At 55.9% G+C, this 24,638-nt stretch carries 23 protein-coding genes and 1 tRNA gene; 9 read left to right on the top strand and 15 right to left on the bottom strand.

Features of this window, described 5'->3' with window-relative positions; translation table 11 throughout:
* Positions 1-370: 370 nt before the first annotated feature.
* Entirely contained in the window at positions 371-1,228 is an 858-nt protein-coding gene (gene yghU, locus ACQE3Z_RS09470) for a glutathione-dependent disulfide-bond oxidoreductase (protein ID WP_426973541.1), read from the bottom strand.
* Between the two features lie 278 nt (positions 1,229-1,506).
* Between yghU and ACQE3Z_RS09465 the strand changes: the two genes are divergently transcribed.
* Both ACQE3Z_RS09465 and ACQE3Z_RS09460 read left to right on the top strand, forming a co-directional pair.
* The gene (locus ACQE3Z_RS09465; protein ID WP_426973539.1) at positions 1,507-1,695 is read left to right on the top strand and encodes a hypothetical protein; all 189 of its coding nucleotides are present in this window, start codon (positions 1,507-1,509) and stop codon (positions 1,693-1,695) included.
* A gap of 33 nt (positions 1,696-1,728) precedes the next feature.
* Entirely contained in the window at positions 1,729-2,358 is a 630-nt protein-coding gene (locus ACQE3Z_RS09460) for a deoxynucleoside kinase (RefSeq protein ID WP_426973537.1), read from the top strand.
* Between the two features lie 95 nt (positions 2,359-2,453).
* Here the strand turns inward: ACQE3Z_RS09460 and ACQE3Z_RS09455 are convergent, their stop codons facing one another.
* A complete protein-coding gene (locus ACQE3Z_RS09455; RefSeq protein ID WP_426973535.1) occupies positions 2,454-2,804 on the bottom strand; it encodes a nitrous oxide-stimulated promoter family protein in 351 nt (116 codons plus the stop codon).
* 311 nt (positions 2,805-3,115) lie between these two features.
* Positions 3,116-3,191, bottom strand: a tRNA-Phe gene (locus tag ACQE3Z_RS09450).
* A gap of 193 nt (positions 3,192-3,384) precedes the next feature.
* Here ACQE3Z_RS09450 and ACQE3Z_RS09445 point away from each other — a divergent pair.
* Positions 3,385-4,701, top strand: a complete 1,317-nt coding sequence (locus ACQE3Z_RS09445; RefSeq protein WP_426973534.1) for a methyl-accepting chemotaxis protein — start codon at positions 3,385-3,387, stop codon at positions 4,699-4,701.
* Between the two features lie 79 nt (positions 4,702-4,780).
* Here the strand turns inward: ACQE3Z_RS09445 and ACQE3Z_RS09440 are convergent, their stop codons facing one another.
* Positions 4,781-4,966, bottom strand: a complete 186-nt coding sequence (locus ACQE3Z_RS09440) for a hypothetical protein (RefSeq protein ID WP_426973533.1) — start codon at positions 4,964-4,966, stop codon at positions 4,781-4,783.
* Positions 4,967-4,991: 25 nt separating this feature from the next.
* Between ACQE3Z_RS09440 and ftnA the strand changes: the two genes are divergently transcribed.
* On the top strand, positions 4,992-5,504 hold the full coding sequence (gene ftnA, locus ACQE3Z_RS09435; RefSeq protein WP_250650866.1) for a non-heme ferritin: 513 nt from the start codon (positions 4,992-4,994) through the stop codon (positions 5,502-5,504).
* Positions 5,505-5,546: 42 nt separating this feature from the next.
* On the opposite strand, the gene ACQE3Z_RS09430 is transcribed toward ftnA, so the two are convergent.
* Both ACQE3Z_RS09430 and ACQE3Z_RS09425 read right to left on the bottom strand, forming a co-directional pair.
* Positions 5,547-8,384 (bottom strand): EAL domain-containing protein, encoded by a 2,838-nt coding sequence (locus ACQE3Z_RS09430; RefSeq protein WP_426973531.1) that lies wholly within the window; start codon positions 8,382-8,384, stop codon positions 5,547-5,549.
* A gap of 203 nt (positions 8,385-8,587) precedes the next feature.
* Positions 8,588-10,084 (bottom strand): PLP-dependent aminotransferase family protein, encoded by a 1,497-nt coding sequence (locus ACQE3Z_RS09425; RefSeq protein WP_426973530.1) that lies wholly within the window; start codon positions 10,082-10,084, stop codon positions 8,588-8,590.
* A gap of 117 nt (positions 10,085-10,201) precedes the next feature.
* On the opposite strand from ACQE3Z_RS09425, the gene ACQE3Z_RS09420 reads away from it, so the two are divergent.
* The 4 genes from ACQE3Z_RS09420 (at position 10,202) to ACQE3Z_RS09405 (ending at position 15,296) form a co-directional block, all read left to right on the top strand.
* Entirely contained in the window at positions 10,202-11,470 is a 1,269-nt protein-coding gene (locus tag ACQE3Z_RS09420) for a 4-aminobutyrate--2-oxoglutarate transaminase (protein WP_426973745.1), read from the top strand.
* On the top strand, positions 11,467-12,921 hold the full coding sequence (locus ACQE3Z_RS09415) for an NAD-dependent succinate-semialdehyde dehydrogenase (RefSeq protein ID WP_426973529.1): 1,455 nt from the start codon (positions 11,467-11,469) through the stop codon (positions 12,919-12,921). The genes ACQE3Z_RS09420 and ACQE3Z_RS09415 overlap by 4 nt, the downstream gene beginning before the upstream one ends.
* 18 nt (positions 12,922-12,939) lie before the next feature.
* Positions 12,940-14,190 carry an aromatic amino acid transport family protein gene (locus ACQE3Z_RS09410; protein WP_426973528.1) on the top strand — a complete coding sequence of 417 codons (1,251 nt, stop codon included), beginning with the start codon at positions 12,940-12,942 and terminating at the stop codon, positions 14,188-14,190.
* 155 nt (positions 14,191-14,345) lie between these two features.
* A complete protein-coding gene (locus ACQE3Z_RS09405) occupies positions 14,346-15,296 on the top strand; it encodes a LysR family transcriptional regulator (RefSeq protein WP_426973527.1) in 951 nt (316 codons plus the stop codon).
* On the opposite strand, the gene mdcH is transcribed toward ACQE3Z_RS09405, so the two are convergent.
* The 8 genes from mdcH to mdcA form a co-directional block, all read right to left on the bottom strand.
* Entirely contained in the window at positions 15,262-16,164 is a 903-nt protein-coding gene (gene mdcH / locus ACQE3Z_RS09400; protein ID WP_426973526.1) for a malonate decarboxylase subunit epsilon, read from the bottom strand. The two genes, ACQE3Z_RS09405 and mdcH, sit on opposite strands and share 35 nt — an antisense overlap.
* Positions 16,164-16,787, bottom strand: coding sequence for a malonate decarboxylase holo-ACP synthase (locus ACQE3Z_RS09395; RefSeq protein ID WP_426973524.1), 624 nt, complete (start codon positions 16,785-16,787; stop codon positions 16,164-16,166). The genes mdcH and ACQE3Z_RS09395 overlap by 1 nt, the downstream gene beginning before the upstream one ends.
* Before the next feature lie 3 nt (positions 16,788-16,790).
* The gene (locus ACQE3Z_RS09390) at positions 16,791-17,750 is read right to left on the bottom strand and encodes an AEC family transporter (RefSeq protein WP_250650873.1); all 960 of its coding nucleotides are present in this window, start codon (positions 17,748-17,750) and stop codon (positions 16,791-16,793) included.
* A 127-nt stretch (positions 17,751-17,877) separates the two neighbouring features.
* Positions 17,878-18,678: a biotin-independent malonate decarboxylase subunit gamma gene (gene mdcE, locus ACQE3Z_RS09385; RefSeq protein WP_426973522.1), complete on the bottom strand. Its 801-nt coding sequence runs from the start codon at positions 18,676-18,678 to the stop codon at positions 17,878-17,880.
* Positions 18,675-19,508: a biotin-independent malonate decarboxylase subunit beta gene (locus ACQE3Z_RS09380; RefSeq protein WP_250650875.1), complete on the bottom strand. Its 834-nt coding sequence runs from the start codon at positions 19,506-19,508 to the stop codon at positions 18,675-18,677. Before ACQE3Z_RS09380 ends, mdcE begins: the two co-directional genes overlap by 4 nt.
* Positions 19,501-19,800, bottom strand: coding sequence for a malonate decarboxylase acyl carrier protein (mdcC, locus tag ACQE3Z_RS09375; protein WP_085070106.1), 300 nt, complete (start codon positions 19,798-19,800; stop codon positions 19,501-19,503). The genes ACQE3Z_RS09380 and mdcC overlap by 8 nt, the downstream gene beginning before the upstream one ends.
* Positions 19,801-19,807: 7 nt before the next feature.
* On the bottom strand, positions 19,808-20,668 hold the full coding sequence (locus tag ACQE3Z_RS09370) for a triphosphoribosyl-dephospho-CoA synthase (RefSeq protein WP_426973520.1): 861 nt from the start codon (positions 20,666-20,668) through the stop codon (positions 19,808-19,810).
* Positions 20,668-22,323 carry a malonate decarboxylase subunit alpha gene (gene mdcA, locus ACQE3Z_RS09365; RefSeq protein ID WP_426973518.1) on the bottom strand — a complete coding sequence of 552 codons (1,656 nt, stop codon included), beginning with the start codon at positions 22,321-22,323 and terminating at the stop codon, positions 20,668-20,670. The genes ACQE3Z_RS09370 and mdcA overlap by 1 nt, the downstream gene beginning before the upstream one ends.
* Before the next feature lie 849 nt (positions 22,324-23,172).
* Here mdcA and ACQE3Z_RS09360 point away from each other — a divergent pair.
* Positions 23,173-23,793: a response regulator gene (locus ACQE3Z_RS09360; RefSeq protein ID WP_426973517.1), complete on the top strand. Its 621-nt coding sequence runs from the start codon at positions 23,173-23,175 to the stop codon at positions 23,791-23,793.
* 107 nt (positions 23,794-23,900) lie between these two features.
* Here ACQE3Z_RS09360 and ACQE3Z_RS09355 read toward each other — a convergent pair whose 3' ends face one another.
* A complete protein-coding gene (locus ACQE3Z_RS09355; RefSeq protein ID WP_426973516.1) occupies positions 23,901-24,506 on the bottom strand; it encodes a hypothetical protein in 606 nt (201 codons plus the stop codon).
* Positions 24,507-24,638 lie beyond the last annotated feature (132 nt).

Below are 24,638 nucleotides of genomic sequence, written 5' to 3'. Positions count from 1 at the left end.
GACTGGATTATTCTCCTCCCGACAGCCTCCGGTTACCGATTATCCACTACAAAAAGAAAACGATAATATCTCTGTCACGACCTGCTTTACCGGATGTTATTTTAATTACTACTTTTATTTAAACCGTTAATAATAACAGCGGCTTCAAACCAAAAAGCAGTTAACCATTGGCTAAAATGTTATGTCATGAATCACAAGTAATTTTAAAGTCAGCCGGTTAATTAGAATTAATGCTAATGCGTTCTAATTATTTAATCAGCTAATTCGTACGCGGGAAATAAGTAACACGCTGTTGATAATGCGTGTTATTAATTAATAGCGGTATTTTATTCACTGCAAAACCACGGCGGCTTTCCGCCGTGGCTGCAGATTAGCGTACCTGATTCAGCCCAAAGGGGTCGAAATCAGTGGCATCGTGGCGCTCTGGCAGCGACTGCTCGCCCCAGGTACGGTTAACGATGCGTCCGCGCTGTACGGCTGGCCGCTCACCAATCTCCTGCGCCCAACGCTGAAGATTTTTATAGGAAGCAGCATCAAGGAATTCTGCCGCCTCGTACAGACCACCCTGAACCAGCACGCCATACCAGGGCCAAATCGCCATATCGGCAATGCTGTACTCTTCCCCGGCAATATAGCGATGCTGAGCCAGCTGACGATCCAGCACATCCAGCTGACGCTTGGCCTCCATCGCAAAACGGTTGATGGCGTACTCGATTTTTTCTGGCGCGTAGTGATAGAAATGACCGAAACCGCCGCCGATATAGGGCGCAGAGCCCTGCAGCCAGAACAGCCAGTTCAGGGTTTCAGCGCGCGCGCCGCGCGCCTGCGGCAGGAAATGGCCAAATTTTTCCGCCAGATAAACCAGAATATTGCCTGATTCAAACACGCGCACCGCAGGCGTTTCTGAGCGATCAAGCAGCGCCGGAATTTTGGAATTGGGATTAACCGCAACAAAGCCGCTGGAGAACTGATCGCCTTCACTGATACGAATCAGATGCGCGTCATACTCCGCGCCGCTTTCACCTAATGCCAGCAGCTCCTCCAGCAGAATCGTTACTTTCTGCCCGTTCGGCGTTCCCATCGAGTAAAGCTGCAACGGATGTTTACCCACTGGCAGAGCCGCCTCATGCGTGGCGCCAGAAATCGGACGGTTTATTTTCGACCAGCTCCCTGCACCCTGCTGATCCCATTGCCAGACCTTCGGCGGCTGATAATTGTTCTCTGACATGATGTGGTGTCCTTGATAGTAGTGATTAAGTGACGTGCTACGCTGCACCGAGTGTAGCAGGCGGTATTAAACAAACTTAACCGTGCTGGCTTTCATCATCCGGCAGCGCGTCAAAATGACAGGCCTGCGTCATTTTGACAGGTTTCGGCGGCATCAAAATGACAGCGCACTTTATATTACCCATTTAAATTCATCCACTTAACTATGGCATACGGCTTGCAATAAGGGAGATAACAGCAGCGCCACGGCTGCTGCGTTAACCACTAAAGGAGCTAACCATGCCCTGGTATGATGATTTACAGCGTCAGGTAGAAAAATGCGTCAGCAGCGAGAATATGATGCGCGAGCTGCTGGGCGAAATCAGCGTAGAAGAGATGATCGCGCATAATGAAAGCTATGCTTTACCGCGTCGCAGGCAAATTTTTAACGTGCTGCGCCGCTTATTTGGCATTGATGCCGCACGGTAGCGGCAACGATTTTCTGTATGGCAGGTTAAGTGAATGAAGATAATGACGATTGAGGCCAATATTGCCGCCGGTAAAAGCTCGCTTATCGGGCCGCTGGCTGAACGCCTTACCGCGTTGAGTGGCGAAAGCTGGCAGGTCATGGTAGAGCCGGTAGATGGCGATCCGCAGTTTTTGGCGCTGCTGCAGGCCTTTACCAGCAGCCCCGGCGACGCCGATGCCCGAATACGCTTTCAGCTCTATATCACCCGGATGCGCCAGCAGCTATTGAAGGATCTGCCCGACGGCAACTATTTGATCGAGCGTTCGCTTTACAGCGACGTGGTTTTTTGTCACGCCAATTTCCTGCATACCGAACGCCCCGACGCCGCCTATATGGATTATTACTATCAGATCAAAACCTGCCTGAGCGACTATCCGCCGATCGATGTAGTGCTCTATATCGATCGTTGTCCGCAGGCCTGTTTTGAAAGCTGTATGGCGCGTGGTCGGCCAGGCGAGGCCGCCTATACGCTGGACTATTTTCTCGATCTAAAGCGTTTTCACGACGCCTGCCTGCCGCAGCTGGTGCGAGCTTATCCAGCCCGGCTGATCACCTGCCCGGTGGGAAGCGGCTTCGCTGACGTCGATGCGCTGGCCGCGCTGCTGGTGCAACAAACCCACTGAAAGAGGTAACGGAAGACCTGTATATGGACAGGCCTTTGTAAAACCGGTCGGGCGTTCCGCAGGGCAACCGGTAACAGGCCTGCGCGCTAAAAAGGCTACCCTTTTTTCCTGGGCTGATATTTTTCCGGGATCGGCGGCACGGGGCGCCTGTCGTCAATCAGGTGACGAATGGCAAGAATGGGGTGATGCCACAGCATACGCGGCCCCGCCCAGCGCATGATTTGCTTCATCTCTGCGCGCTTTGCGGGCTGATAGCAGTGAATCGGACACTGTTTACAGGCGGGCTTCTCTTCGCCAAAAGCGCAGCGGTCCAGGCGTTTCACCGCATAGTGATACAGCGACCGGTAACGTTCAGCATCGTTATCGGCCTGCGGACAATCAGCCTGATACAGGGCGATCATTTTCTCAATGGTGCGCTTTTCTCGCTGGATGCGTTTTCCTGACATAACGAATAACCAATGATATCGGTAAGGGGTAAACGGCCACGGTGGGTTACAAACAGTGACTTTTTACCCTGAATTCCTTTTACGGGTATTAAGCGCGATCAACAGAAACAGCTAAGCCGATAGATGATTATCTCATCACTGTTATATCAGGCTGGCGCAAAAATGTTGTCTGCGGATGGGGTTTAAGCTTTGGTGGATGGACTCGGAAAGCGTGACTATCTGGCGGCTGGCGGCCCTTAAACAGCGTTTCACGATGGTTTCGCGTCCTGAAAAGCAAAAACCCCCGCTTTTCAGCGAGGGTTTGGAAGAAGTGGTGCCCGGACTCGGAATCGAACCAAGGACACGGGGATTTTCAATCCCCTGCTCTACCGACTGAGCTATCCGGGCAACGGGGCGCATTAAACCGTAAAGCCTCGAAGTCGTCAAATGCTTTTCACTAAATTTTGACTGATTGCGCTCTTTTGCAGCAATAGATAATAACAGGCATAAAAAGGCCTCTGGCCCGCCTCCCTTTGCTTAACCTTTACCCTTGCAGGCCGATAATCCGCGGTGAAACCCCATAACACAATAAAGGTTCACCATGTTCAGTACTATTGCATCAGGAATTGCTTCTCGTTTTGCCTTACAGCCGCGAGGAGCGGCCACGCTTGCCTCATTAAATCAGGCAATCGCGATCATTGAGTTCAAGCCCGACGGCACCATTCTCTCCGCCAACGATCTTTTTCTGCAGCGGATGGGCTATCGTCTCAATGAGATCGCTGGAAAACATCACCGGATATTTTGCCCGGAAGATCTGATTAACTCGCCGCAATATCTCTCTTTCTGGCAGCGATTACAGCGCGGTGAGAGTTTCAGCAATAAATTTTTGCGCCTGGACAAACAGGGGCATCCGGTCTGGCTGGAGGCTAACTATGTCCCGGTGCGCGATCGTCGCGGCAAAGTAGTGAAAATTATCAAGCTGGCTTCAGATATCACCGCTGATGTTCTGGAGGCCCAGGAGCAACGTGCAATGACCGCAGCCATCGATCGTTCAATGGCGGTGATTACGTTTAACCTTGAAGGAGAAGTGCTGAAGGTTAACGCAAACTTCCTGCAAACAACCGGTTACCGTGAACAGGAGGTGGTTGGGCAACACCACCGAATGTTCTGTACCTCTGAGCTACGTAACAGCGCGGAATACAAAAAATTCTGGCAGAAGCTCAACCAGGGCGATTTTATTTCCGGCCTGTTTCATCGTATTGATAAACAGGGCCGTCCGCTGTGGCTGCGCGCCACCTATAACCCGGTTTTTGATGAAGAGGGCCGGCTGTATAAGATCGTTAAGTTCGCTTCTAACGTCACCGCGCAGGTGGAAAAAAGTCAGCTGGAGCGCGACGCGGCGCATCAAGCCTATGAAACCGCGCGACGTACTGATGAAAGCACGCGCCTCGGCGCAACCGTGGTGGAAAGCAGCGTGCAGAATATCAACGGGCTGGCGAGCGAGCTTCACGGCATTTCCGGCGATATTTCCAGCCTGAGCGCCCAGTCAGATCGTATCGGCCTGATTGTGGAAACCATCCGCAATATTGCCAGCCAAACCAACCTTCTGGCACTGAATGCCGCGATTGAAGCCGCCCGCGCCGGTGCGCACGGACGCAGCTTCGCCGTGGTAGCCAATGAAGTGCGCGCGCTGGCGGCAAATATTAACCAGGCCACCAACGAGATTGAAACAATGGTACGGGATAATAATCAGCTGGCGAATAAAGCGCTAACCGGCATCGAAGCCAATCTTCAGCGCGCCGATCGCGGCGTGGAGCTGGCGCAGGAAGCGGGAGAGGTGATTGCTGAAATCCGTCACAGCGCAGCCGAAGTCGTCAGTGCCATCAGCCATGTCGCCGAGGCGCTAAAAGAAGCCTAATTACCCGAACTGCCGTTGATCTGATTCAGGCGGCGGGACAGGTGCCCGCCGCCGTTTTCCAGCATCCGCGTCCTTACCACTACAGCATCGTTATACGGCGTGAAAGCAGCATCAGCGCAACGGCAGGCATGGCAAATGCGGCTGAAAATGCGAATAAGCCGCATTCAGATAGTGAATTAATTATCTTTAAAATCAGTAAATTAAAAACAAAAAAGCATACTCCTTTCAGCAGCTTTGCTGCATAATTCAGCACAACACTTTTCATCTGCCCCCTATTCTGAGGAATCACTATGCTGACCAATGACATGACCGCGCGTTTAAACGAGCAGCTCAACCTGGAGTTCTATTCCGCAAACCTGTATCTGCAAATGAGCGCCTGGTGCAGCGACAAAGGTTTTGAAGGCGCGGCGGCCTTTCTGAAATCTCATTCGCGTGAAGAGATGGAGCATATGCAGCGCCTGTTTGATTACCTCAGCGATACCGGCGCGATGCCGGTGTTAGGCAGCATTGCTGCACCGCCGGTGGCTTTTAACTCTTTAGCAGACGTGTTTGAGCAAACTTATGAGCATGAACAGCTGATTACCCGTAAAATCAATGAACTGGCGCATGCGGCGATGACTACTCAGGATTACTCAACTTTCCATTTCCTGCAGTGGTATGTTGCGGAACAGCATGAAGAAGAGAAACTGTTTAAATCGGTGCTGGATAAGCTGGCGCTGGTGGGCAACAGCGGTAAAGGCCTGTTCTTTGTGGATAAAGATCTGGCGAAAATGGATGGTGAAAGCCACGGTCCAACCGCTTGATGTATGACTGCCCCGACGCGAATCGCCGCGTCGGGGCGGCGATTACAGCACCGTTAACCGCAGTTCAGACGGCTGCGGTCGGCCAAAGAAGTAGCCCTGAAACAGCGTGCATCCCTCCTCCTTCAGCTTATCGAACTGCTCACGACTCTCCACACCTTCAGCGGTGATCTGAATATCCAGGCTGCGGCTCATGCCGGTAATCGCACGGATAATCGCCAACGCTTCACGGCTGTCGCTCATATCATTGATAAACGAACGGTCGATTTTGATTTTATCGAACGGGAACGAGCGCAGGTAGCTTAACGAAGAGTAGCCGGTCCCGAAATCGTCCAGCGCAATCAGCACCCCCAGCGCCTTCAGATTTTGCAACGTACGAATATTGCCCAGCGTATCATTCAGCAGTACCGACTCGGTGATCTCCACCTCCAGCCGCCATGGCTCCAGTCCTGACTCACGCAGCGCGCCTTCAACCAGTGAAATCAGCGTGCTGTTTTTAAACTGCACCGGAGAGAGGTTAACCGATACCGTTTGCCCGCCCGCCCATTTTTTTGCCTCATGGCACGCTTCATACAGGGCCCATGCGCCCAGGCTATGGATCAGCCCGGTCTCTTCCGCCAGCGGAATAAATTCAGCCGGCATAATCAGCCCTTTTGAGGGATGATGCCAGCGCATCAGCGCCTCGTAGCCGATAATCGCATGCTGTTCGCTGTTGGTGATCGGCTGATAATAGAGCCGCATCTGATTTTCGGTGATCGCCTCGCGCAGATCGTTTTCCATGCAGCGTCGCGCCCGCGCCTGAACATCCATCTCCTGAGTAAAATATTCATAGCGGTTACGTCCGTTGCGCTTGGCTTCATACAGCGCCATATCGGCACAGCGCAATAGCTGCTCAGGTGAAGCCAGCTCGGCATCGGCAAAGGCAATGCCGATGCTCAGCCCCACCGACAGATTATGTCCATCCACATTGATTGGCGGACGCACTATCTCGATTAATCGCTGCGCTACCATGCTCGCCTCCTGCTGGTTGCTCAGGCCAGGCAGCACAATGGCAAACTCATCACCTCCGATGCGCGCCAGCGTATCCTGCTCACGCAGCACGGCACGCAGGCGCTTGGCGATCACGCGCAGCAGCTCGTCACCCATTTGATGCCCCAGCGCATCGTTAACGTTTTTGAAGTTATCCAGATCAAGACAGAGCGCCGCCGTTTGCCGCTCGCCCTGACGTAACGCGTCGTTTAGCCGCTGACGAAACAGAATGCGGTTGGGCAGGCTGGTCAGATAATCGTGATGCGCCATATGATGAATTCGTGCATCGGCGGCGCGCTGATCGGTGACATCATCGACAATCAGCATCACATATTGGGTACGCGCATCGCCGCCGCGAACCGTGGCCGCCCGGGTATGCAGAATGCGCTCGCCGCTTGCGGTGATCAGCTGACGTTCGCTTTGATGGATCCTTTCGCTACGCAAGGCCGCATCCGCCAGCACGTTAAAGTAGTCGCTCAGCTCCGGCGGCAGACACTCATGCGGCTTTTTCCCTTGCATACTGTTTTTCTCAACGCCAAATAACTGCTCGGTCTTGCGGTTTACCAGCAGGATCTCACGTGAAACGGCATCTTCTACCAGCACGCAGGAAGGAATGCTGCTGATGATGGTATCAAGAAAGCGCGACATGGCGGTCATACGTTCACTCTGCGCTTCCGCCAGATCTTTGGCGCGCAGGATTTGCTGCTCATATTCACGCCGCTCGGTAATATCGCGGGTAATTTTGGCGTAGCCTATAAGCTTACCGTTTTCGTCGTGAATGGCGTCGATCACCACATGCGCCCAGAACGCGCTGCCATCTTTACGATAGCGCCAGCCCTGATCCTCAAAGCGGCCTGTGGTGCACGCAATATTCAGGTTGGTCATCGGCGTCTTGTTCTGACGCTCCTGCGAACTGTAAAACAGCGAAAAATGCTGACCAAGGATCTCCTGTGCCGTATAGCCTTTGGCACGTTGGGCGCCCGTGTTCCAGTTCACAACGTGGCCGCCCGGATCCAGCATATAAATGGCGTAATCGGTGACGCTTTCCACCAGCAGCCGGAATTTTTCTTCTTCTGCGCGCCGCTCGCGTTGTAGCTCACGCTGCTCGGTGCAGTCGCGGGTGATTTTCGTATAGCCGATCAGCTTGCCGTTATCATCATGGATGGCGTCGATAATCACATGCGCCCAGAACGCGCTGCCATCTTTACGATAGCGCCAGCCTTCATCTTCAAAACGGCCGGTGCGAAAAGCGGTCTGAAGATTCTTTTCCGGAATATAGGCCATGCGTTCCTGCAGGCTGTAGAAAGCGGAGAAATGTTTCCCGACAATCTCATCCGCCGTATAGCCCTTGGCACGCTGAGCGCCAGCGTTCCAGTTCACCACCATCCCATCAATATCAAGCATATAGATAGCGTAATCCGTAACGCCCTCAACCAGCAGACGGAATCTTTCCTGCTGCTCGCGCTGCTGGCTAAGCTGCGCCTGCTGTTGGGTACAATCGCGGGTGATCACCGCAAATCCCATCAGCGTGCGATCGTCAGCATAAATGGCATCGATCACTACGTGTGCCCAGAACGCGCTGCCATCGTGGCGATAGCGCCAGCCCTCTGTCTCCAGCCGCCCCTGGCTGGCGGCAATAACCAGATTGTTGGCCGGAACCCCTTTTAACTGTTCAGCTTTATCATAAAAAATGGCGATGTTTTTACCGATGATATCTTCCGGCAAATAGCCTTTAATATGCTTAGCGCCCGTGTTCCAGTTGGCAATGGTGCCGTCGGGTTTGATCATGTAGATCGCGTAATCGATTACGCTTTGCACCAGTAGCCGATAAAGTGTATCTGGATTCTCGTTCATCCTGTTGCCCGATGGCTGCCCAAATAAGAGATCTGGGTGGGTTGGCGATGGCAACGTAGTATCGCTGTCTGACCAGCGCTACGCTAAAGAAAAATTTATCAATTTTCCCGAAGCAAAGCTATCGGGCAAACTGTTGCCATACATATCGGCAAGGCTGACAAATTTTTCAGCTATTTATTGTTGAAATAATCTTAACAAAAGAATTAAGCCAGATTTCCTGTGTGGGTAATTCCATACTCGGTAAGGATTTGGCGCAGCGTGTTAAAGGCTGGCAGCATATTCTTCTCTTCTACACAGGCAAATCCCAGCAGCAGCCCGCGACGCGTCTGGCCTTGCATATAATATTGCGACAGCGCCCGCACCGTCACTCCGCGCCGGAGCGCGCTGGCGGCAATGCTTACATCGTCACATCTCTCGGGCAGGTTAAGCACTAAATGCAGCCCGGCGTCATGATTGAATTCCCGGATAAAGCTCTCACCGAGGTAGCGCTGGATCAGGCCGATCAGAAAAGCACGGCGCTTGCCATACAGCAGGCGCATCCGCCGAATATGCGCAACGTAATGGCCTTCGCGGATAAATTCTGCCAGCGCCCGCTGGATTAGCAGATGACCGCCGCGATAAAGCTCTGCTGCCGCAATACGCAGCGGATGAACCAGCGCCTTTGGCACCACCAGATAGCCAATGCGCAGCGCCGGATAAAGCGTTTTACTGAAGGTGCCCATGTAAATCACCGGCGCGTCTGGCTCCAGCCCCTGCAACGCCGGAAAAGGCTGACCGGAGAAGCGAAACTCGCTATCGTAATCATCTTCCACGATCCAGCTGCCGTGCTGGCGCGCCAGCGCCAGCAGTTGTCGACGGCGCGCCAGGCTCAGATGCGCGCCCAGCGGATATTGATGCGAAGGCGTAACAAATACCAGCCGTGGCGCCAGCCGATCGTTAACCGGCACGATGCCCTCTTCATCCACCCGCATCGGCACCGGCTTGAGTCCGTTAATGCGCAGCAGATTGCGCGTTCCCCAATAGCCGGGTTCCTCGATCCACACCCGATCGCCATTGTCGCACAGCAACCGCGACACCAGATCCACCGCCTGATGGATCCCTTCGGTGATCAGGATCTGATCGGCCTCGCAACGCACCGATCTCGCCACACGCAGGTAGTGCGCCAGCGCGGCGCGTAACGCCTCGCAGCCCCCGGCGCTGCTGTAGGTCAGGCGATTGACTTCTGGCTGACGGTTCAGGCGCGCCTGAATGCGGCTGAACTGCGCATGTGGAAATGCGGTCACGTCCGGGACGCCAGGCACAAAAGCGCCCCACTGATGCGGCGATGCGCTGGCATAGCCCAACAACGCCGCACCACGTGCGGAAAGTTTAACCGGTGAAAACGGCGCTTCCGGGGCCGGGACCGGCTCACCGCCTGCATTCAGGCAGCTGTCCGGCAGCGTACCGGCTACCCAGGTGCCGCTGCCGGTACGCGCCTGCACATACCCTTCAGCCAGCAAACGTTCATAAGCGTTAAGCACCGTATTACGCGATACCGCCAGCTCGCGCGCCAGATCGCGAGAAGCAGGCAGGCGGCTGTGCGGCGGCAATACGCCTTCAACGATCGCGCTACGCAAACAGCGAAACAGACGCTGATGCAGCGCGCCTTCGGTCTCCTGCTGCAGACGCTGCAAAAGGTGATCTCCATACAGGCTGTGCAATTGGCTCCCTCCTGTTGTTCTCAAATGGCTCTCGTCACCGACAGTGGCTCCCCGCTAAATAAACGTGATCAGGCTCCTTTTGTAAACAAACGATAACAATGAGGTAACGCTATGGACATAAAGAATGCGGCACTGAACGATCGCAAACAGCAGGCTACCCCACGCGGCGTCGGCGTTATGTGCTCATGGTTTGCCGCGCGGGCGGAAAACGCCACGCTGTGGGATGTGGAAGGAAACGAATATATCGATTTCGCCGCCGGGATTGCGGTACTGAATACCGGTCATCGCCATCCGAAAGTGATCGCTGCGGTCACAGAGCAACTGGCGCATTTTACTCATACCGCTTACCAGATTGTTCCTTATGAGAGCTATGTGGCGCTGGCGGAACGCCTGAACCAGCGGGTGCCGGTTAACGGCCCGGCAAAAACCGCTTTCTTTACCACTGGCGCGGAAGCGGTAGAAAACGCGGTGAAAATCGCCCGCGCCAGCACCGGCCGCCACGGCATTATTACTTTTGGCGGCGCGTTTCATGGCCGGACCTTTATGACCATGGCGATGACCGGCAAAGTGGCGCCGTATAAGCGGGATTTTGGGCCGATGCCGGCCTCGGTCTTCCATGCACGCTATCCTGTTGAACTGCGTGGCATCAGCGTTGACGATGCGATGGCCAGCCTGGAAGCGATTTTCAGCCAGGATATCGCGCCACAGGATGTTGCCGCTATTGTGCTGGAGCCGGTTCAGGGCGAAGGCGGTTTCCATATCGCCCCTGCCGAATTTTTCCAGCGCCTGCGCGAGTGCTGCGATCGCCACGGCATTTTGCTGATTGCCGATGAAGTGCAAAGCGGCTTTGCCCGCACCGGCAAGCTGTTCGCCATGGAACACTACGAGGTCAAAGCGGATCTGATTACCATGGCGAAAAGCCTGGCGGGCGGTTTGCCGCTATCGGCGGTTTCCGGCCGAGCCGAAATCATGGATGCGCCAGCGCCGGGCGGCCTTGGCGGCACTTACGCCGGTAACCCGCTGGCCATCGCGGCGGCACATGCGGTTCTCGACGTGATTGATGAAGAGCAGCTGTGCCAGCGTGCCACACAGCTGGGCGCTGAACTGGTAGAGGTGTTGCAACAGGCTCAGCGCACCCTGCCCGCGATGGCGCAAATCCGCGCGCGTGGTTCCATGGTCGCCGTTGATTTCGCCGATGCCAACGGCCAGCCGAATGCCGAACTGGCGCGTTCGGTGCAGCAGCACGCGATGGCGCAGGGGCTGCTGCTGCTGACCTGCGGTCAGCATGGCAACGTCATCCGTTTCCTTTATCCGCTAACCATCGAGGAAACCACTTTCCGTCGTGCGCTGACGCTGCTGCGTCAGGCGCTGGAGGCGCAGGCATGATTAACGCCCCGCTAAAAGCACTGCTCGATCATCCTGACGTTAGCCTGACGCCGCAAAGCGGCAACTGGCTGGCGGTAACCGATGCGGCAACGCGTGAGCCGCTGGCCTGGGTTAAAACCCACGATGCGACAGCGGTTAACGCGGCGATCGCCCGCTCTGTTGGGGTGCAACGCCGGTGGCAGCAACAAACGGCAACCGCCCGCGCCGACCTGTTGATGGGCTGGTATCAACGAATACTGCAGCAGCAGGAACCGCTGGCGCAGTTGTTGACCGCCGAACAGGGCAAACCGCTGGCCGAGGCGCGAGGTGAGATTGGCTACGCCGCTTCCTTTATTCGCTGGTTTGCTGAACAGGCGCGGCGCACCGATGGCGCCATTCTGCCCTCTCCACTGCCGCAACAGCGTCTGCTGGTGCTGAAGCAGCCGGTGGGTGTTTGCGCCGCTATTACGCCGTGGAATTTTCCCGCTGCGATGATCACCCGCAAAGTTGCGCCCGCGTTGGCCGCTGGCTGTTCCATGCTGGTTAAGCCGGCCGAACAGACGCCGCTGACCGCATTTGCGCTGGCGACGCTGGCGTCTGAAGCGGGGCTGCCTGCAGATCTGCTGCTGATCCTCTGTGGTGACGCGGTGAACGTTGGCCAGGCGCTCTGCGCCAGCGACAGCGTACGCAAGCTGAGCTTTACCGGCTCGACGGAGGTGGGACGCCTGTTGATGGCGCAGTGCGCGCCGACGGTGAAAAAGCTCTCGTTGGAGCTGGGCGGCAACGCGCCGGTGCTGGTGTTTGACGATGCGGATCTGGAGCAGGCGGTACAGGGCATTATGCTCAGTAAATTCCGCAATAGCGGCCAGACCTGCGTCTGCGCCAATCGTATTTACGTGCAGAGCGGGATCTATCAGGCATTAAGCGAACGGCTGGCGCAGGCAATCGGTGAACTGCAGGTGGGCGATGGCCGCCAGCCCGGCGTAACGCAGGGGCCGCTGATTGACGATACCGCCGTTGCCAAAGTGCAGAGCCACATTGACGATGCCTGTTCCAAAGGTGCCACGCTGCGGCTCGGCGGCGGTCGCGACGCGCGTGGCGGCACCTTCTTTCAGCCCACGCTGTTAACCCATGTTACCCAGCAGATGCGCGTGGCGCATGAAGAGACCTTCGGCCCGCTGGCAGCGCTGTTCCGCTTCGATAGTGAAGCAGAAGCGATCGCCATGGCGAACGACACTGAATTCGGTCTGGCCGCCTATCTCTTTACGCAAAATGCCTCCCGCCAGTGGCGCGTCAGCGAGGCGCTGGAGTATGGCATGGTCGGCGTGAATACCGGGCAGATCTCCAATGAAATCGCTCCTTTCGGCGGCATCAAACACTCCGGCCTGGGCCGCGAAGGCTCGCAGGCCGGGATCGATGAATATCTGGAAAGCAAATATCTCTGTATGGACATCTCTTCACCTGGCGCCTGAGCGCACTAAGGAGTTCCCATGTCATACGAAACATCCTGGCCCGCATCCGCCAAAACGGCCACCGCGCGCGCTACAGGCGTAAAGGCCAAACCGCTAAGCTTTGTGGAAGGCGTGGCGATGATTGTCGGCACCAATATCGGCGCGGGCGTGCTTTCTATCGCCTACGCCGCCCGTAAGGCGGGCTTTATGCCGCTGCTGTTCTGGCTGGTGGTGGTGGGTCTGTTTACCACCGTAACGATGCTTTACGTGGCAGAAGCCACGCTGCGCACCCGCGCACACCTGCAACTGAGCGGCCTGGCACGCCGCTATGTGGGTCGCCTCGGCAGCTGGCTGATGTTCGCTTCCGTATGTGTTAACTCGCTGGGGGCGCTAACCGCCTATATGAGCGGCAGCGGACGGCTGCTGCAGTCGCTGCTGGGATTGCCGCCTTCGCTGGGCAGTCTGCTCTTTTTCCTGCCCGCAGCGGGCGTGCTCTGGCTCGGCCTGAAGGCAATCGGCCGCAGCGAAAAAGTGATCTGTATCTGTATGGTGCTGATGCTGCTGTTGCTGGTTGGCACCACCTTTCTGCAGCCGGTCACCCAACTGGCGCATCTGCTGGAAGGCAACTGGCTCTATATGATCCCGGTATTTAACGTGGTGGTTTTCTGCTTCTCTGCGCAATACATCGTGCCGGAAATGGCGCGGGGCTTCAGTAATAAGCCGGAACAGCTACCGAAAGCGATCGTTACCGGCATGGCCATAACCTTTGTTCTGCTGGCGCTGGTGCCGCTGTCGGTTATTGCCCTTAACGGCTTGGCGAATGTCTCTGAGGTCGCGACGCTCAGCTGGGGCGAAGCACTGGGTAACTGGGCCTTTTTCTCCGCTAATATTTTTGCCCTGTTCGCCATGCTTACCTCTTACTGGGGGCTGGGCGGCAGTTTACTGACCAATATCGGCGATCGTTTTAACTGGCAGGTGGATAGCGCGGCGCGTCAGCGGCTAATGGCGATGCTGCTGGTGGTGCTTCCGCCGTTTCTGCTGGCCTATAGCGGGCTGGTATCCTTTGTCAACGCGCTCTATATCGCCGGCGTTTTCAGCGGCGTGGTGCTGTCGATTATGCCGATGCTGATTTTACAAAGCGCCCGAAAACAGGGCGATGTGCAGCCGAGCTGGCAATGTCGCGCATGGCTGACCCATCCGATCATCAAAAGCGTTATCGTGCTGCTCTATCTCGCCAGCGCGATCTACGCCATCGCCTCGCTGTTTAATCTGCTGCCCTCCGGCTGGTAACTGCTTTCTACTTCTCTGCCCGATCCGCTCGCCGGTTCGGGCTTTTTCGCCGTCTGTGGTCTATAACCATTCACTGAGGAAATCAAAATTCCGCCTTGTTAAACACGTTATGCTGTTCCGGTTTTCACTGATTTATTGACCAGACAAGGCACCGCATGAAAATTGATGCTGATATTAGCTTTCGCAAACTGGAAATTTTTATCGCCTTTATGGCCAGCGGCAATATTGCCCGTACCGCCGAACAGCTGGATTTAAGCAACGTCAGCGTGCACCGTGCGCTGCATACGCTGGAAGAGAATGTACGTTGTCCGCTGTTTATCCATCAGGGCCGCAGCCTGAAGCCGCTGGCCGCCGCCCATACCCTGCTTGAATATGCGCAGGAGGCGGTGGATGTCATGGAAAAAGGGATTATCGACGCGCGGCAGAAGGCCGGACTGGGTCAGAAGCGGATGCGCATCGGCACCCTCTATTCGCTGACGCTGGAAACCGTGCCGCGCCTGATTATGGGCATGAAACTGCGCCGCCCTGAACTGGAGCTGGATCTGACGATGGGATCTAACCAGCTGCTGCTGGAAAAACTTCAGCTGGGCGAACTGGATGCGATTTTACTGTCGGTGAATGACAGCCAGATCGATACCCGACGACATGAGGTGCTGCCGCTGTTTGAGGATAATATCTATCTCGCCGCCCCTGCCGAGGCCAGGCTGGATGAAGGGGGCAGTGCTGACTTACGGAATTATCGTCAGGAAAAGTTTGTTTCACTGGCCGAGGGATTTGCCACTTTTCACGGCTTCCAGGAGGCGTTCGGCGTGGCAGGTTTTGATGCCAATATTGTGATGCGGGTGAACGATATTTTTTCCATGCTGAGCCTGGTGCAGGCAGGCGTTGGCTTTGCGCTGGTGCCGGGCAGAATGCGGCGGGTGTATGAAAACAGCGTACAGCTACTGCCGCTGGCGGAGCCGTACCAGATGCGCCAGTCGATCGCTATCGTGTTCGATCGTAATCGCGAACACGATCCCAATCTGCTGGCGCTGGTGGCCGAGGGGCGAATGTACGCCCGCGAGGTGCTGGCTAACGCTGAGCGCGTGCCTGAGTCGCCAGCCTGAGCACCAGCGCGACGCCCGCCTGCTCCAGCGACAGCGCATCGCCGCGCGTCAGCGGTTCACGCGCCAGTCCGGTCAACACGGCACCGGGCGGCATTTCGATCGCCAGCCCCACGTCACGTTCGTTGGCCGCTTCCATCGCCTCATGCCAGCGCACGGTGCGCGCCATATTCATTGCCAAATCGTCAGCGATCTGTGGCGGCTGCCACAGCAAACGCGCGCTGCTACCGCTGAGATAAGCACAGCGCGGACGCGTCAGGGTAACCTGCGTAAAGGCCTGCGCCAGCTGCCGCGCCGGTTCGTCCAGCAATGCGCAGTGCGAGGGCACGCTCACCGCCAGCCGGTGCACTTTCTGCGCGCCGTGCGCCACCGCCTGTTGCGCTACCTGCTGCATCGCCGCTTCGCTGCCCGCAATCACCATTTGCTGAGCTGCATTAATGTTCGCCAGGTAACAGTCGCCCAGCAAGGGTTCAATCTCGCTCTGGCGCAGGCCGGTGATCGCCGTCAGGCCATAGCCGGACGGATAAGCCTGTTCCATCAGTTCACCGCGCAGCGCCACCAGCCGCAGCGCATCGGCAAAGTCGAGCGCCCCGGCTACCACCGCCGCCGGGAAAGCGCCGATGGATAGACCGCTAACCATATCTGGCTCCAGCCCCTGGCGCGCCAGTTCACGCGCCCAGGCGACCCCGGCAATCAGCAGGCAAAGCTGAACGGCGCGGGTATGACGTAGCGCCTGCTCACTGTCCAGCTGAACGGCATCTTCGTTTAGCGCCGCGCTGGCTTCCTGCAACAGGTGCTCGCCATCCGGCAACCCCTGAAGCATGCCCACACGCTGCGGCCCCTGCCCGGGAAACATAAACAAAATTTTCATCAGTCCGGATCCTCCATTTTTGCCTGCCAGGGATCGCTAACCAGCCGCGGCCCCCGGTTGGTTTTTAGCAGCGTCCTTCCGTCGCGCAGCCACTCATTAAGGGCAAAAGCGCCGTTGGGCGTTTCCACCTGGGTATCTGCCCGGCACAGCAGGCGCGTCACCTGCTGCTGCCAGCGCTGAAACGCGGTTGGCGGCAGCGGCTGCGGTGCACGGATCAGCAGATCGAGATCGCTGCCGCTGTGCAATACCGGCACATCGGTCGCCAACGCATAACCGCAACTGCCGGTCACGCCCCACTGCCACGGCCATGACTGCTGCGCCAGCAGGATCGTTGCCTGCACCGGCGGCTGTGAAACAAAAGGGGAACGCAGCAGCTGCGGGAGATCCACCAGCGATTCCGGCGTCACGCGGCGCGCAATGGCTCCGGCAGGAAGCCAGGCGGCGGCACGCCGTTCACGCCCCATGCCACGGATCCCCACGGCGATAAGCCCATCCGGGTGCCAGTCCCGGCGCACCACCAGCGGCAGCGCAGGCTGCCACTGCTGTGCGACCCAGTCAGGCAGTTCGCCTGTGAGCGCCTGCGGATCGTTAAGCCAGATAAGGTCGTGGGGACGCGGTAACATAAATTACATTCCTGCGGTTAAAGAGATAAATAGCGGCAGCGTGACGATACAGAGCACTGAGCTAATCAGCAAGGCGGCTTCCGCATCGGGAGACTGCACGCCAAACCGGTTGCCGAATACCACGCCGAAGAAACCTGCAGAGAGCGCGATCATCAGAATTGCCGTAATCGCCAGCGAACCCTGTAACCCCATCATCAGCACCAGCGCCCAGGCGATCAGCGGTTGAATCAGTAGTTTAGTGATGCTGGAGAGCGCCACTGCGCCGTTCAGTTTCAGCTGACGCGCCGACAGGATCAAGCCGGTCAGGAACAGCGCGGCGGCGGTAGCGGCCAGGCCCAGCGGTTTAATTGCCGTCAGCACCAAATCAGGCATATGAATACCCAGCGCTGATAGCACCACGCCCAGCAGCGGACCCCAGACGATCGGCTTTTTCACCGAGCGCCACATCAAAACCGGTAGCATGGTCAGCGACGAGCCCTGCACCGTACCTGCCGTACGCGCTTTTTCACGTTCCAGAATCAGCAGACAGAACGGCGTCATCAGCACCGAACCGCAGGCAATTGAGACCGCAACCGAAAGCGACGTGCTGCCTGACTCGCCCAGGACGCTGCCCAGAATCGGCAGACCCAGCGCGGCATAGTTTGGCAGTGCAACCGTCAGCGTCAGCACGGCGGCATCCTGCGGCGACTTATGGAACCACTTAATGCAAATAAAGTAGATGGCGGCGTAGGTGATCCACATTGCCAGCGTCAGCACCACCACCAACGGCATCTGTTCAACAATGCCGCTCCAGGGCGTCTGCACGGTAGCGCTAAACAGCGCAGCCGGCAGTGCAAAATCCATCACAAAGATATTCAGTAAAGCAACGTTCTTGTTATCCACCATTTTTGCCTTACCGGCCATAAAGCCTAACAGCATAATGATGAAAATTGGGGCAAGCGCGTGGAGAATGATGTATGTCATATTTCACCTGTATAACAAAGCGTTGTAATTAGCACAGGTGCGATGGTTTATTATTTTTACAGGCTATTTTTCTGGATGGGCAGCGTGTGCCCATCACTATCGACCTGGCAGGTTTGTCTTAACATGATTACCAATTTGCGCGCATACGCTCGCGTACCAGCACAGAGCTGCAGCGGTTGTCGCCACGTAGACGATGCTTCAGCGTGCGATCGCCCTCACGCGCATCTTTGATGGCGCGAATCAGCGACTCGGTCACCTGCTGTTTTTCCTGCTCGCCCGGCGCATCAGGTTTGGCAATGTTCAGCATTTCATCGAGGATGCCCAGCGTCTGGAAATTTTTGACGTCATAGGCCATCGGCGGCACGGTAGAGGCCAGCTCGATCAGCGCTTCTACGCTGCGCAGCGTGATACGCGCCGCTGATGCCTGTCCCATTGCATGGATCATGACGCCAGGATCGTTGAAGGCGATCAGCCGGTTTGCCTGGTAGCCATGCGCCAGAAACGCGCCGGACATCGCTTTGCCAACGATCAGACCGATAACCGGATGGCCCGCCAGACGCGCCTGCGCCCAGGCCGCCGCCGAGGCTGCCAGCGCCTGATGGATACCAAAGGCTTCTTCACGACGACCATAGGCCTGGCTCGGCACATCAATCACCGCCACGATGGGGCGTTTATGCTCCGCCTGTTCATCGGCAGCGATGGTTTCCTGCACCACCTTCGCCAGCGTCCAGCCTTCAAGCAGGCCGACTTCCCCGCCTGCAGCACGCGGGAAATGGTTGTTTTCATCGGGTACCACGGCGATATAACGCACGCTTTCACCGCCCAGCTCGGCATCCGCCGCCTGGACCGACGGACAGAGACCGCCTAAACGCGGCGCGTCCTGACTCAGCAGCGTTAGCCAAATCTCGCCACGACTGTTGGTTTTCATAACGCATCCCCCGCAAAAAATTGTTGAATTTGTTCGCTTTCCGGCTGCTGAGTGGTATCCACCTTGTTCAGACGTGCCAGCATGGCCTGATAGTTATCGGTGCGGTGCCGCGCCGGAACGCCACGCGCCAGTGCTTTAGTCACCGCATCTTTCACCGCATGTACGCCATCATTGACCAGTACGTCGGCCAGCCCGCTGCGATAGCGTGCTTCGCCGCCGGTCATGCGCCAGATAAATGGACGATCGCGCGAGTCATATTCATCAATACCCGCTTCCTGTTCGATAACCTGCGGGCCGTTCAGCCCCAGGCGCGCTTCACGGGTAACAATCAGCGAGCTGCACAGTCCAGCGGCAATCGACATCCCGCCAAAGCAGCCAACGGTACCGGCAATAACGCCGATCACCGGGGTATAGCGGCGTAAATCAACGATTGCCGCATGAATATCCGCGATCGCCGCCAGCCCCAGGTTAGCTTCTTGCAAACGTACCCCACCCGTTTCCAGGCAAAGCACCGCCTGCGTGGGCACGCCACGGCGATGATCGTCTGCCGCCAGCTCTAACGCTGCTGCCATTTTCGCGCCGGAGACTTCCCCCATACTGCCGCCCTGGAAGGTGCCTTCGATGGCGATCACCACCGTGGGCTTGCCCTCAATGGTGCCTTTTGCCACCACCATGCCGTCATCGGCCTGTGGCACAATGCCCTGCATCGGCAGCCACGGCGACATCACGCCGTCGAACGGATCGAGCAATTCGCGGTAAGACCCTTCATCCAGCAGCAGACGTGCGCGTTCACGCGCCCGCAGCTCAATAAAACTGCTGTCGTTACGCATTGGCCGCCTCCTCAAATACCTGTTCGATACGAATACGCGCGACGCCTGGCGTAGCGCCAAAATCATGAATCGTCAGTTGACCTGCCGGTAGTTCAGTTAGCGTGCTGAGACGGTCAAACAGCGCCCGCCAGCGCGCTTCAAAATTGACGATGGAAGTGGTGATGCTGACTTCCAGTCTTTCGCCTTGATCGGCGACAAACAGGGCTTCCATATCACCGGAGCCCACAACGCCAGCCAGCGCACGTCCATACAGCGTGCGAGTGGCGGGGTAAGAAAGTGTGATTTGTTCCATAACATCCTCAATCTGTAGGTAAGCAAATACCATCGAGAAACAGCGTGGCCGCCAGCAGATCAGCTGCTCCGCCTGGCGAAGCGTTGAGCTGCAGCATGGCGGCATCGAGACGGGCCAGCGCCTGGCGTCCGGCGGGCATTGCACAGCCGCCTGCGTCCAGCACCTGCTGTGCGCCCTGCTGCATCGCCTGCAGGCCGGTCAGACCCGCGCGTGACAGCACGCAGGTATCGCTTAGCGAGGTCATGATCGCCATCAGAGCGTCAATGCGCGCCTCCGCTTCCGCTGCGCCAGCCGCACGGCTGCGACGAAGCTGGGGCAGCGCGAGCCGGGAAATATGCGGAAAAGCCTGCTGCGCCTCTTCACGCGCACCGGGAACCCGATAACGCTGCGTTGCCCGCAACCCTTTGCTGAAGCTGCGCGGCGCGCGATCGTCCGGCAGACGTGCCAGCGTGGCGGCAGCCTGACAAATAGCGGTGGCCTCAGCTTTGCCATCCAGCATCGCCGCACCGCTGACCAACAGTCCCAGCGCCCAGATCGCGCCACGATGGGTATTGACGCCCTGCGTAGCGGCCATCATTTGCGCTTCGCCAGCGCGCCCCAGTTCGCCGACCTGCTGACGCAGCGCAATATCCGCTGGACGCAGCCAGCTGTGCAGCGCCAGCGCATAAAAAGTCCGCTCCAGCGCGCAGGCGGATCGCTCCATCAGCGCCAGATTTAAATCCTGATGCGCCCCGCTGCCGCGCCCGTCAACCAGGCCCGGCTTCGGCGTTAAACGCGCTTCGGCGATCAGAGCGGCCCTGGCCTGTTCCGCCAGCCGTAAAGCCAGCGTTTCGGCACGCTGCGGTGAGAGTTGCGGTTGGGTTGCCATTACCAGCTCCGGAATTTAGCCGGTGGGTTATAGAGACCGCCTGACCATTCCACCAGATCCGCCACGCTACCTGCGGCCAGCAGAGAACGGTTGGCTTCGCTACGTCGAATCCCTAAATCTTCCGGCCAGGCAATTTTGCCTTCCTGACGCAGCTTCGCGACGCGCTGAGCATCAACGCCCAGACCGATATCGGTAATCCCGGCTACCGCAGCCACCATCGCCCGACGTTCTTCCATTGACTCGGCGCGGTAGAGGTAAGCGATACCTTCTTCGGTAAGAACATGAGTAACGTCTTCGCCGTAAATCATGACCGGTGCCAGCGGCATTGAGGAGGCTTTCGCCACATCAACGGCATCCAGCTTCTCGACGAAAGTAGGCTTGCCGCCCGCCTGGAAGGTTTCCACCATCTGCACCACCAGTTTGCGGCCGCGCACCATGGGATCGGGCTTGTCGATCATTGCCAGCCAGGCCGGTGTGGCGTGGCGACGGCCATGGGGATCGTGACCCATGTTCGGCGCGCCGCCGAAGCCGGAAAGACGGCCACGGGTTACGGTTGAGGAGTTGGCGTAGCCGTCTACCTGTAGCGTTGAGCCGATAAACATATCCACCGCATACTGACCGGCCAGCTGACACATGGCGCGGTTGGATCGCATTGAACCGTCCGAGCCGGTAAAGAAGATGTCGGGACGCGCGGCAATGTAATTTTCCATGCCCAGTTCGCTACCGAAGCTGTGAATGCTTTCTACCCAGCCGCTTTCAATAGCTGGAATCAATGTTGGATGCGGGTTCAGCGTCCAGTGTTTACAAATTTTGCCTCTCAGCCCCAACTGTTCGCCCCAGGTCGGCAACAGCAGTTCAATGGCGGCGGTATTGAAACCGATACCGTGATTCAGCGACTGCACCTGATGTTCGGCGTAGATGCCCTTGATCGCCATCATTGCCATCAGGATATGTTCCTGTTTGATCAGGCGCGGATCGCGTGTAAACAGCGGCTCTATAAAGAAAGGCTGATCGGCTACCACCACGTAATCGATCCAGGATCCGGGAATATCGACGCGCGGCAGATCGCTAACGTCATCCACCAGCTCATTGACCTGAGCGATAACGATACCGTTACGGAAAGCGGCGGCCTCGACCAGCGCGGGCGTATCTTCCGTGCTGGGACCGGTATAAAGGTTGCCCTGGCGGTCAGCCTTGAAGCCCGCCACCAGCGCTACGTTCGGCACCAGATCAACATACAGACGGGCATAAAGTTCGATGTAAGTGTGGATAGCACCGATTTCCAGTTGACCATCTTCCAGCAGCTGCGAAATGCGCAGGCTTTGCGTGCCGGAGAAAGAGAAATCGAGCTTACGGGCGATGCCCTTTTCAAAAATATCAAGATGCTCGCTGCGGCTGACGCTCGGCATAATCATATGCAGATCGTGTACCTTTTGCGGATTAACCTCTGCCAGCATACGTGACAAAAAATCGGCCTGTTTCTGGTTATTCCCTTCCAGCACCACGCGGTCGCCGGGGGCAATCAGTTTTTCCAGAACGGTGGGTAAATCATGAGTGGGCAGAACTTTACCTGGGATAGAGAGAGACGCGATGCGTCGCTGTTTCTCTGTACGACGCGTATCCCAGACGCGGCCTGCCGATGCTTCAGGCAACATGGCTAACCTCCTGGCTTGATAGTGATTTAACTAAAATCGACAGCAGGAAGTTTCCGCCTGACAGGCTGAAGCATCAATTAAGGTTGACGTCAAAACATTAGCCTGAGAGTAATGGAATTCTCTCGTATCTGGTATAGCTTAAACGGGTTGGCTTGCGTTTAAGTTTGCTATGCGTTGGGAAAAGCGCGCCATACCGCTAAGAGTAAAGGATTTAATTTATCGCTACGCTGCCAGAAAGCTTGATTCTATGGCTTATCCCTCCCTGACACGCACAAAATAATTATTACGCTAAACGGCTCTGGGTCACAAAAACACAGCGTAAACGTTTACACAGCAGACTCACCGGACTTAAGTACAGTTCTCTCATCATTCCTGTGATGCGGTTCCGCTTTAAGCGTAAAAAGGCGCTGGTTTTCTGCTGTATGCCCAGGCCCGTCTGTTTTATTTAAAAAAACGGGACTAATATTTACTTCATCCAACTTTTGTTAAACCTGCTGTCGTTAATAATAGTTTTTACAGAGAAGCTTTATTCAATAACTTATTTCCCTGAATTTTGTCTTCAATCAATCTCTGGCAGTAAATAATCCTTTCCCATATTTTTACTTTTTGATGAGAGGCCGGATTTAAAAAGTTGTGAGAAAGCAGACCCTGTGAGTAATTAAACCTACCGGTTTTGCATTCAAATCAGAGAATAGCGGCGCGTTGCGTATCAGTAACGCAGCTTAATTAGAGACAATTCTCACATTGATAGATTAGGTGGAAAGTTATACTGCTTCACTGACTACGCCAGGAATACAAATGGATAAATATTATTATTTATGGATTTTATAATATCACTCAGGATTAATTATGATTAACACAGTATTTATTGTTGATGACCACCCTTTTATCTGTTCGGGCATTAAGACGTATTTACGCGCTAACGGCTATACCATTGCCGGCATCGCGCAGGATGGCGTTTCGGTGATTGCGGATGTTGGCCTGCATCGTCCCGATCTGGTGATTATGGATCTCAATATTCCGGGCAGGGACGGTATGCAAGTCATTGAAAGCCTGAAGCGTATTAACGTACAGCAAAAAATCATCGTATTAACCGCCTCCGAAAGCAAGTTCCATATGCAGCGCTGCCTGCTGCTGGGCGTTGATGGCTATTTGTGTAAAAGTCATGATATTACCCAGCTGTTACAGGCGATTCGCAGCATCGATAAAGGTATTAAATTCTATCCCTGCTCGCAAGATACAGAGGTAAAAGCGGTGCATTCAGAAAGTGAAAAATTAATGTCGCTTTCCCGCCGAGAGCTAACGGTACTCAGGAAACTGGCTGCCGGATATTCTAATAAAGAAATAGCCTTACAGCTTTCACTTAGCAATAAAACCATCAGCACCTATAAAATTAAAATATTGCGCAAGCTGGGTATAAAAAGCGTGGTTGATATTAATGAAGTCGCTAAAAGAAATTATCTGGTTTAACCGGTTAATTGCGTACAGAGATCTCTTTAATTCTTTCAATAAAACAGGCGTGTCAAAAGCGATGAATTTAACCCGAGCGGGCAGCCTGTCGCCGCCCCGTCTCTGGTTTAATTATGATGGGCCTGTTGCTGCGCAACGGGATGCCAAAAATCGGTTACCGCACCTTCGCCGCCGGTTAGCGGATCGAACTGCGGTAACGGCACCCGTTTAATGGTGCTCAGGGATTTCTCCAGGATACTTCTATCGTCACGCAACGTATCGGGCTCCATGCCTGCCGGATAAGCGCCAACGGTAAAGAAATCTTCGCTGGCTGCAACCTGCTGATGCCCTACGCCTGCTGGAATAAGTACCGCATCGCCCATGCGCAGCGTTACCATGCGGCCGCTTTCGCCGCCAAACAGTACTTCAGCCCAGCCCGCGCTGACGCCCAACAGCTCATGACAGTTAGAGTGATAATGCGTCCAGGGAAAAATATTTGCGCGCCAGCGTGGCGGCCAGTGGTGTTCCGTAAACCGCTGTTCGAACCAGGCCGCAATGTCCTCAACATCATTTGGCACCACGCGCGGGTAGATAATCAACGGCAACGGGTTATTCGGAATACCGTTTGAAGGCATAGCCAGCATCAGATGCTGCGGGTTGTTGGACGTCCCCGCAAAAGGTGTGCCTGCCGCAAATGACATCATTGTCATAAGACTGCACGATGAGGGAAACATACTACGCCTCCATGTTGGTCATAATGTTAATTGATTGTGGCAAAAGTTAATAACTTTGCAATAGGAATAACGACCAATTCCCAATAAATTTCTTTGAATTTCAATACTTAAGTCAAATTACCCTACCAGCGT

This window comes from Pantoea sp. FN0307 (genome assembly GCF_050113815.1).
Lineage (GTDB): Bacteria > Pseudomonadota > Gammaproteobacteria > Enterobacterales > Enterobacteriaceae > Mixta > Mixta alhagi.
This window is presented reverse-complemented; position numbering and strand designations above follow the sequence as displayed.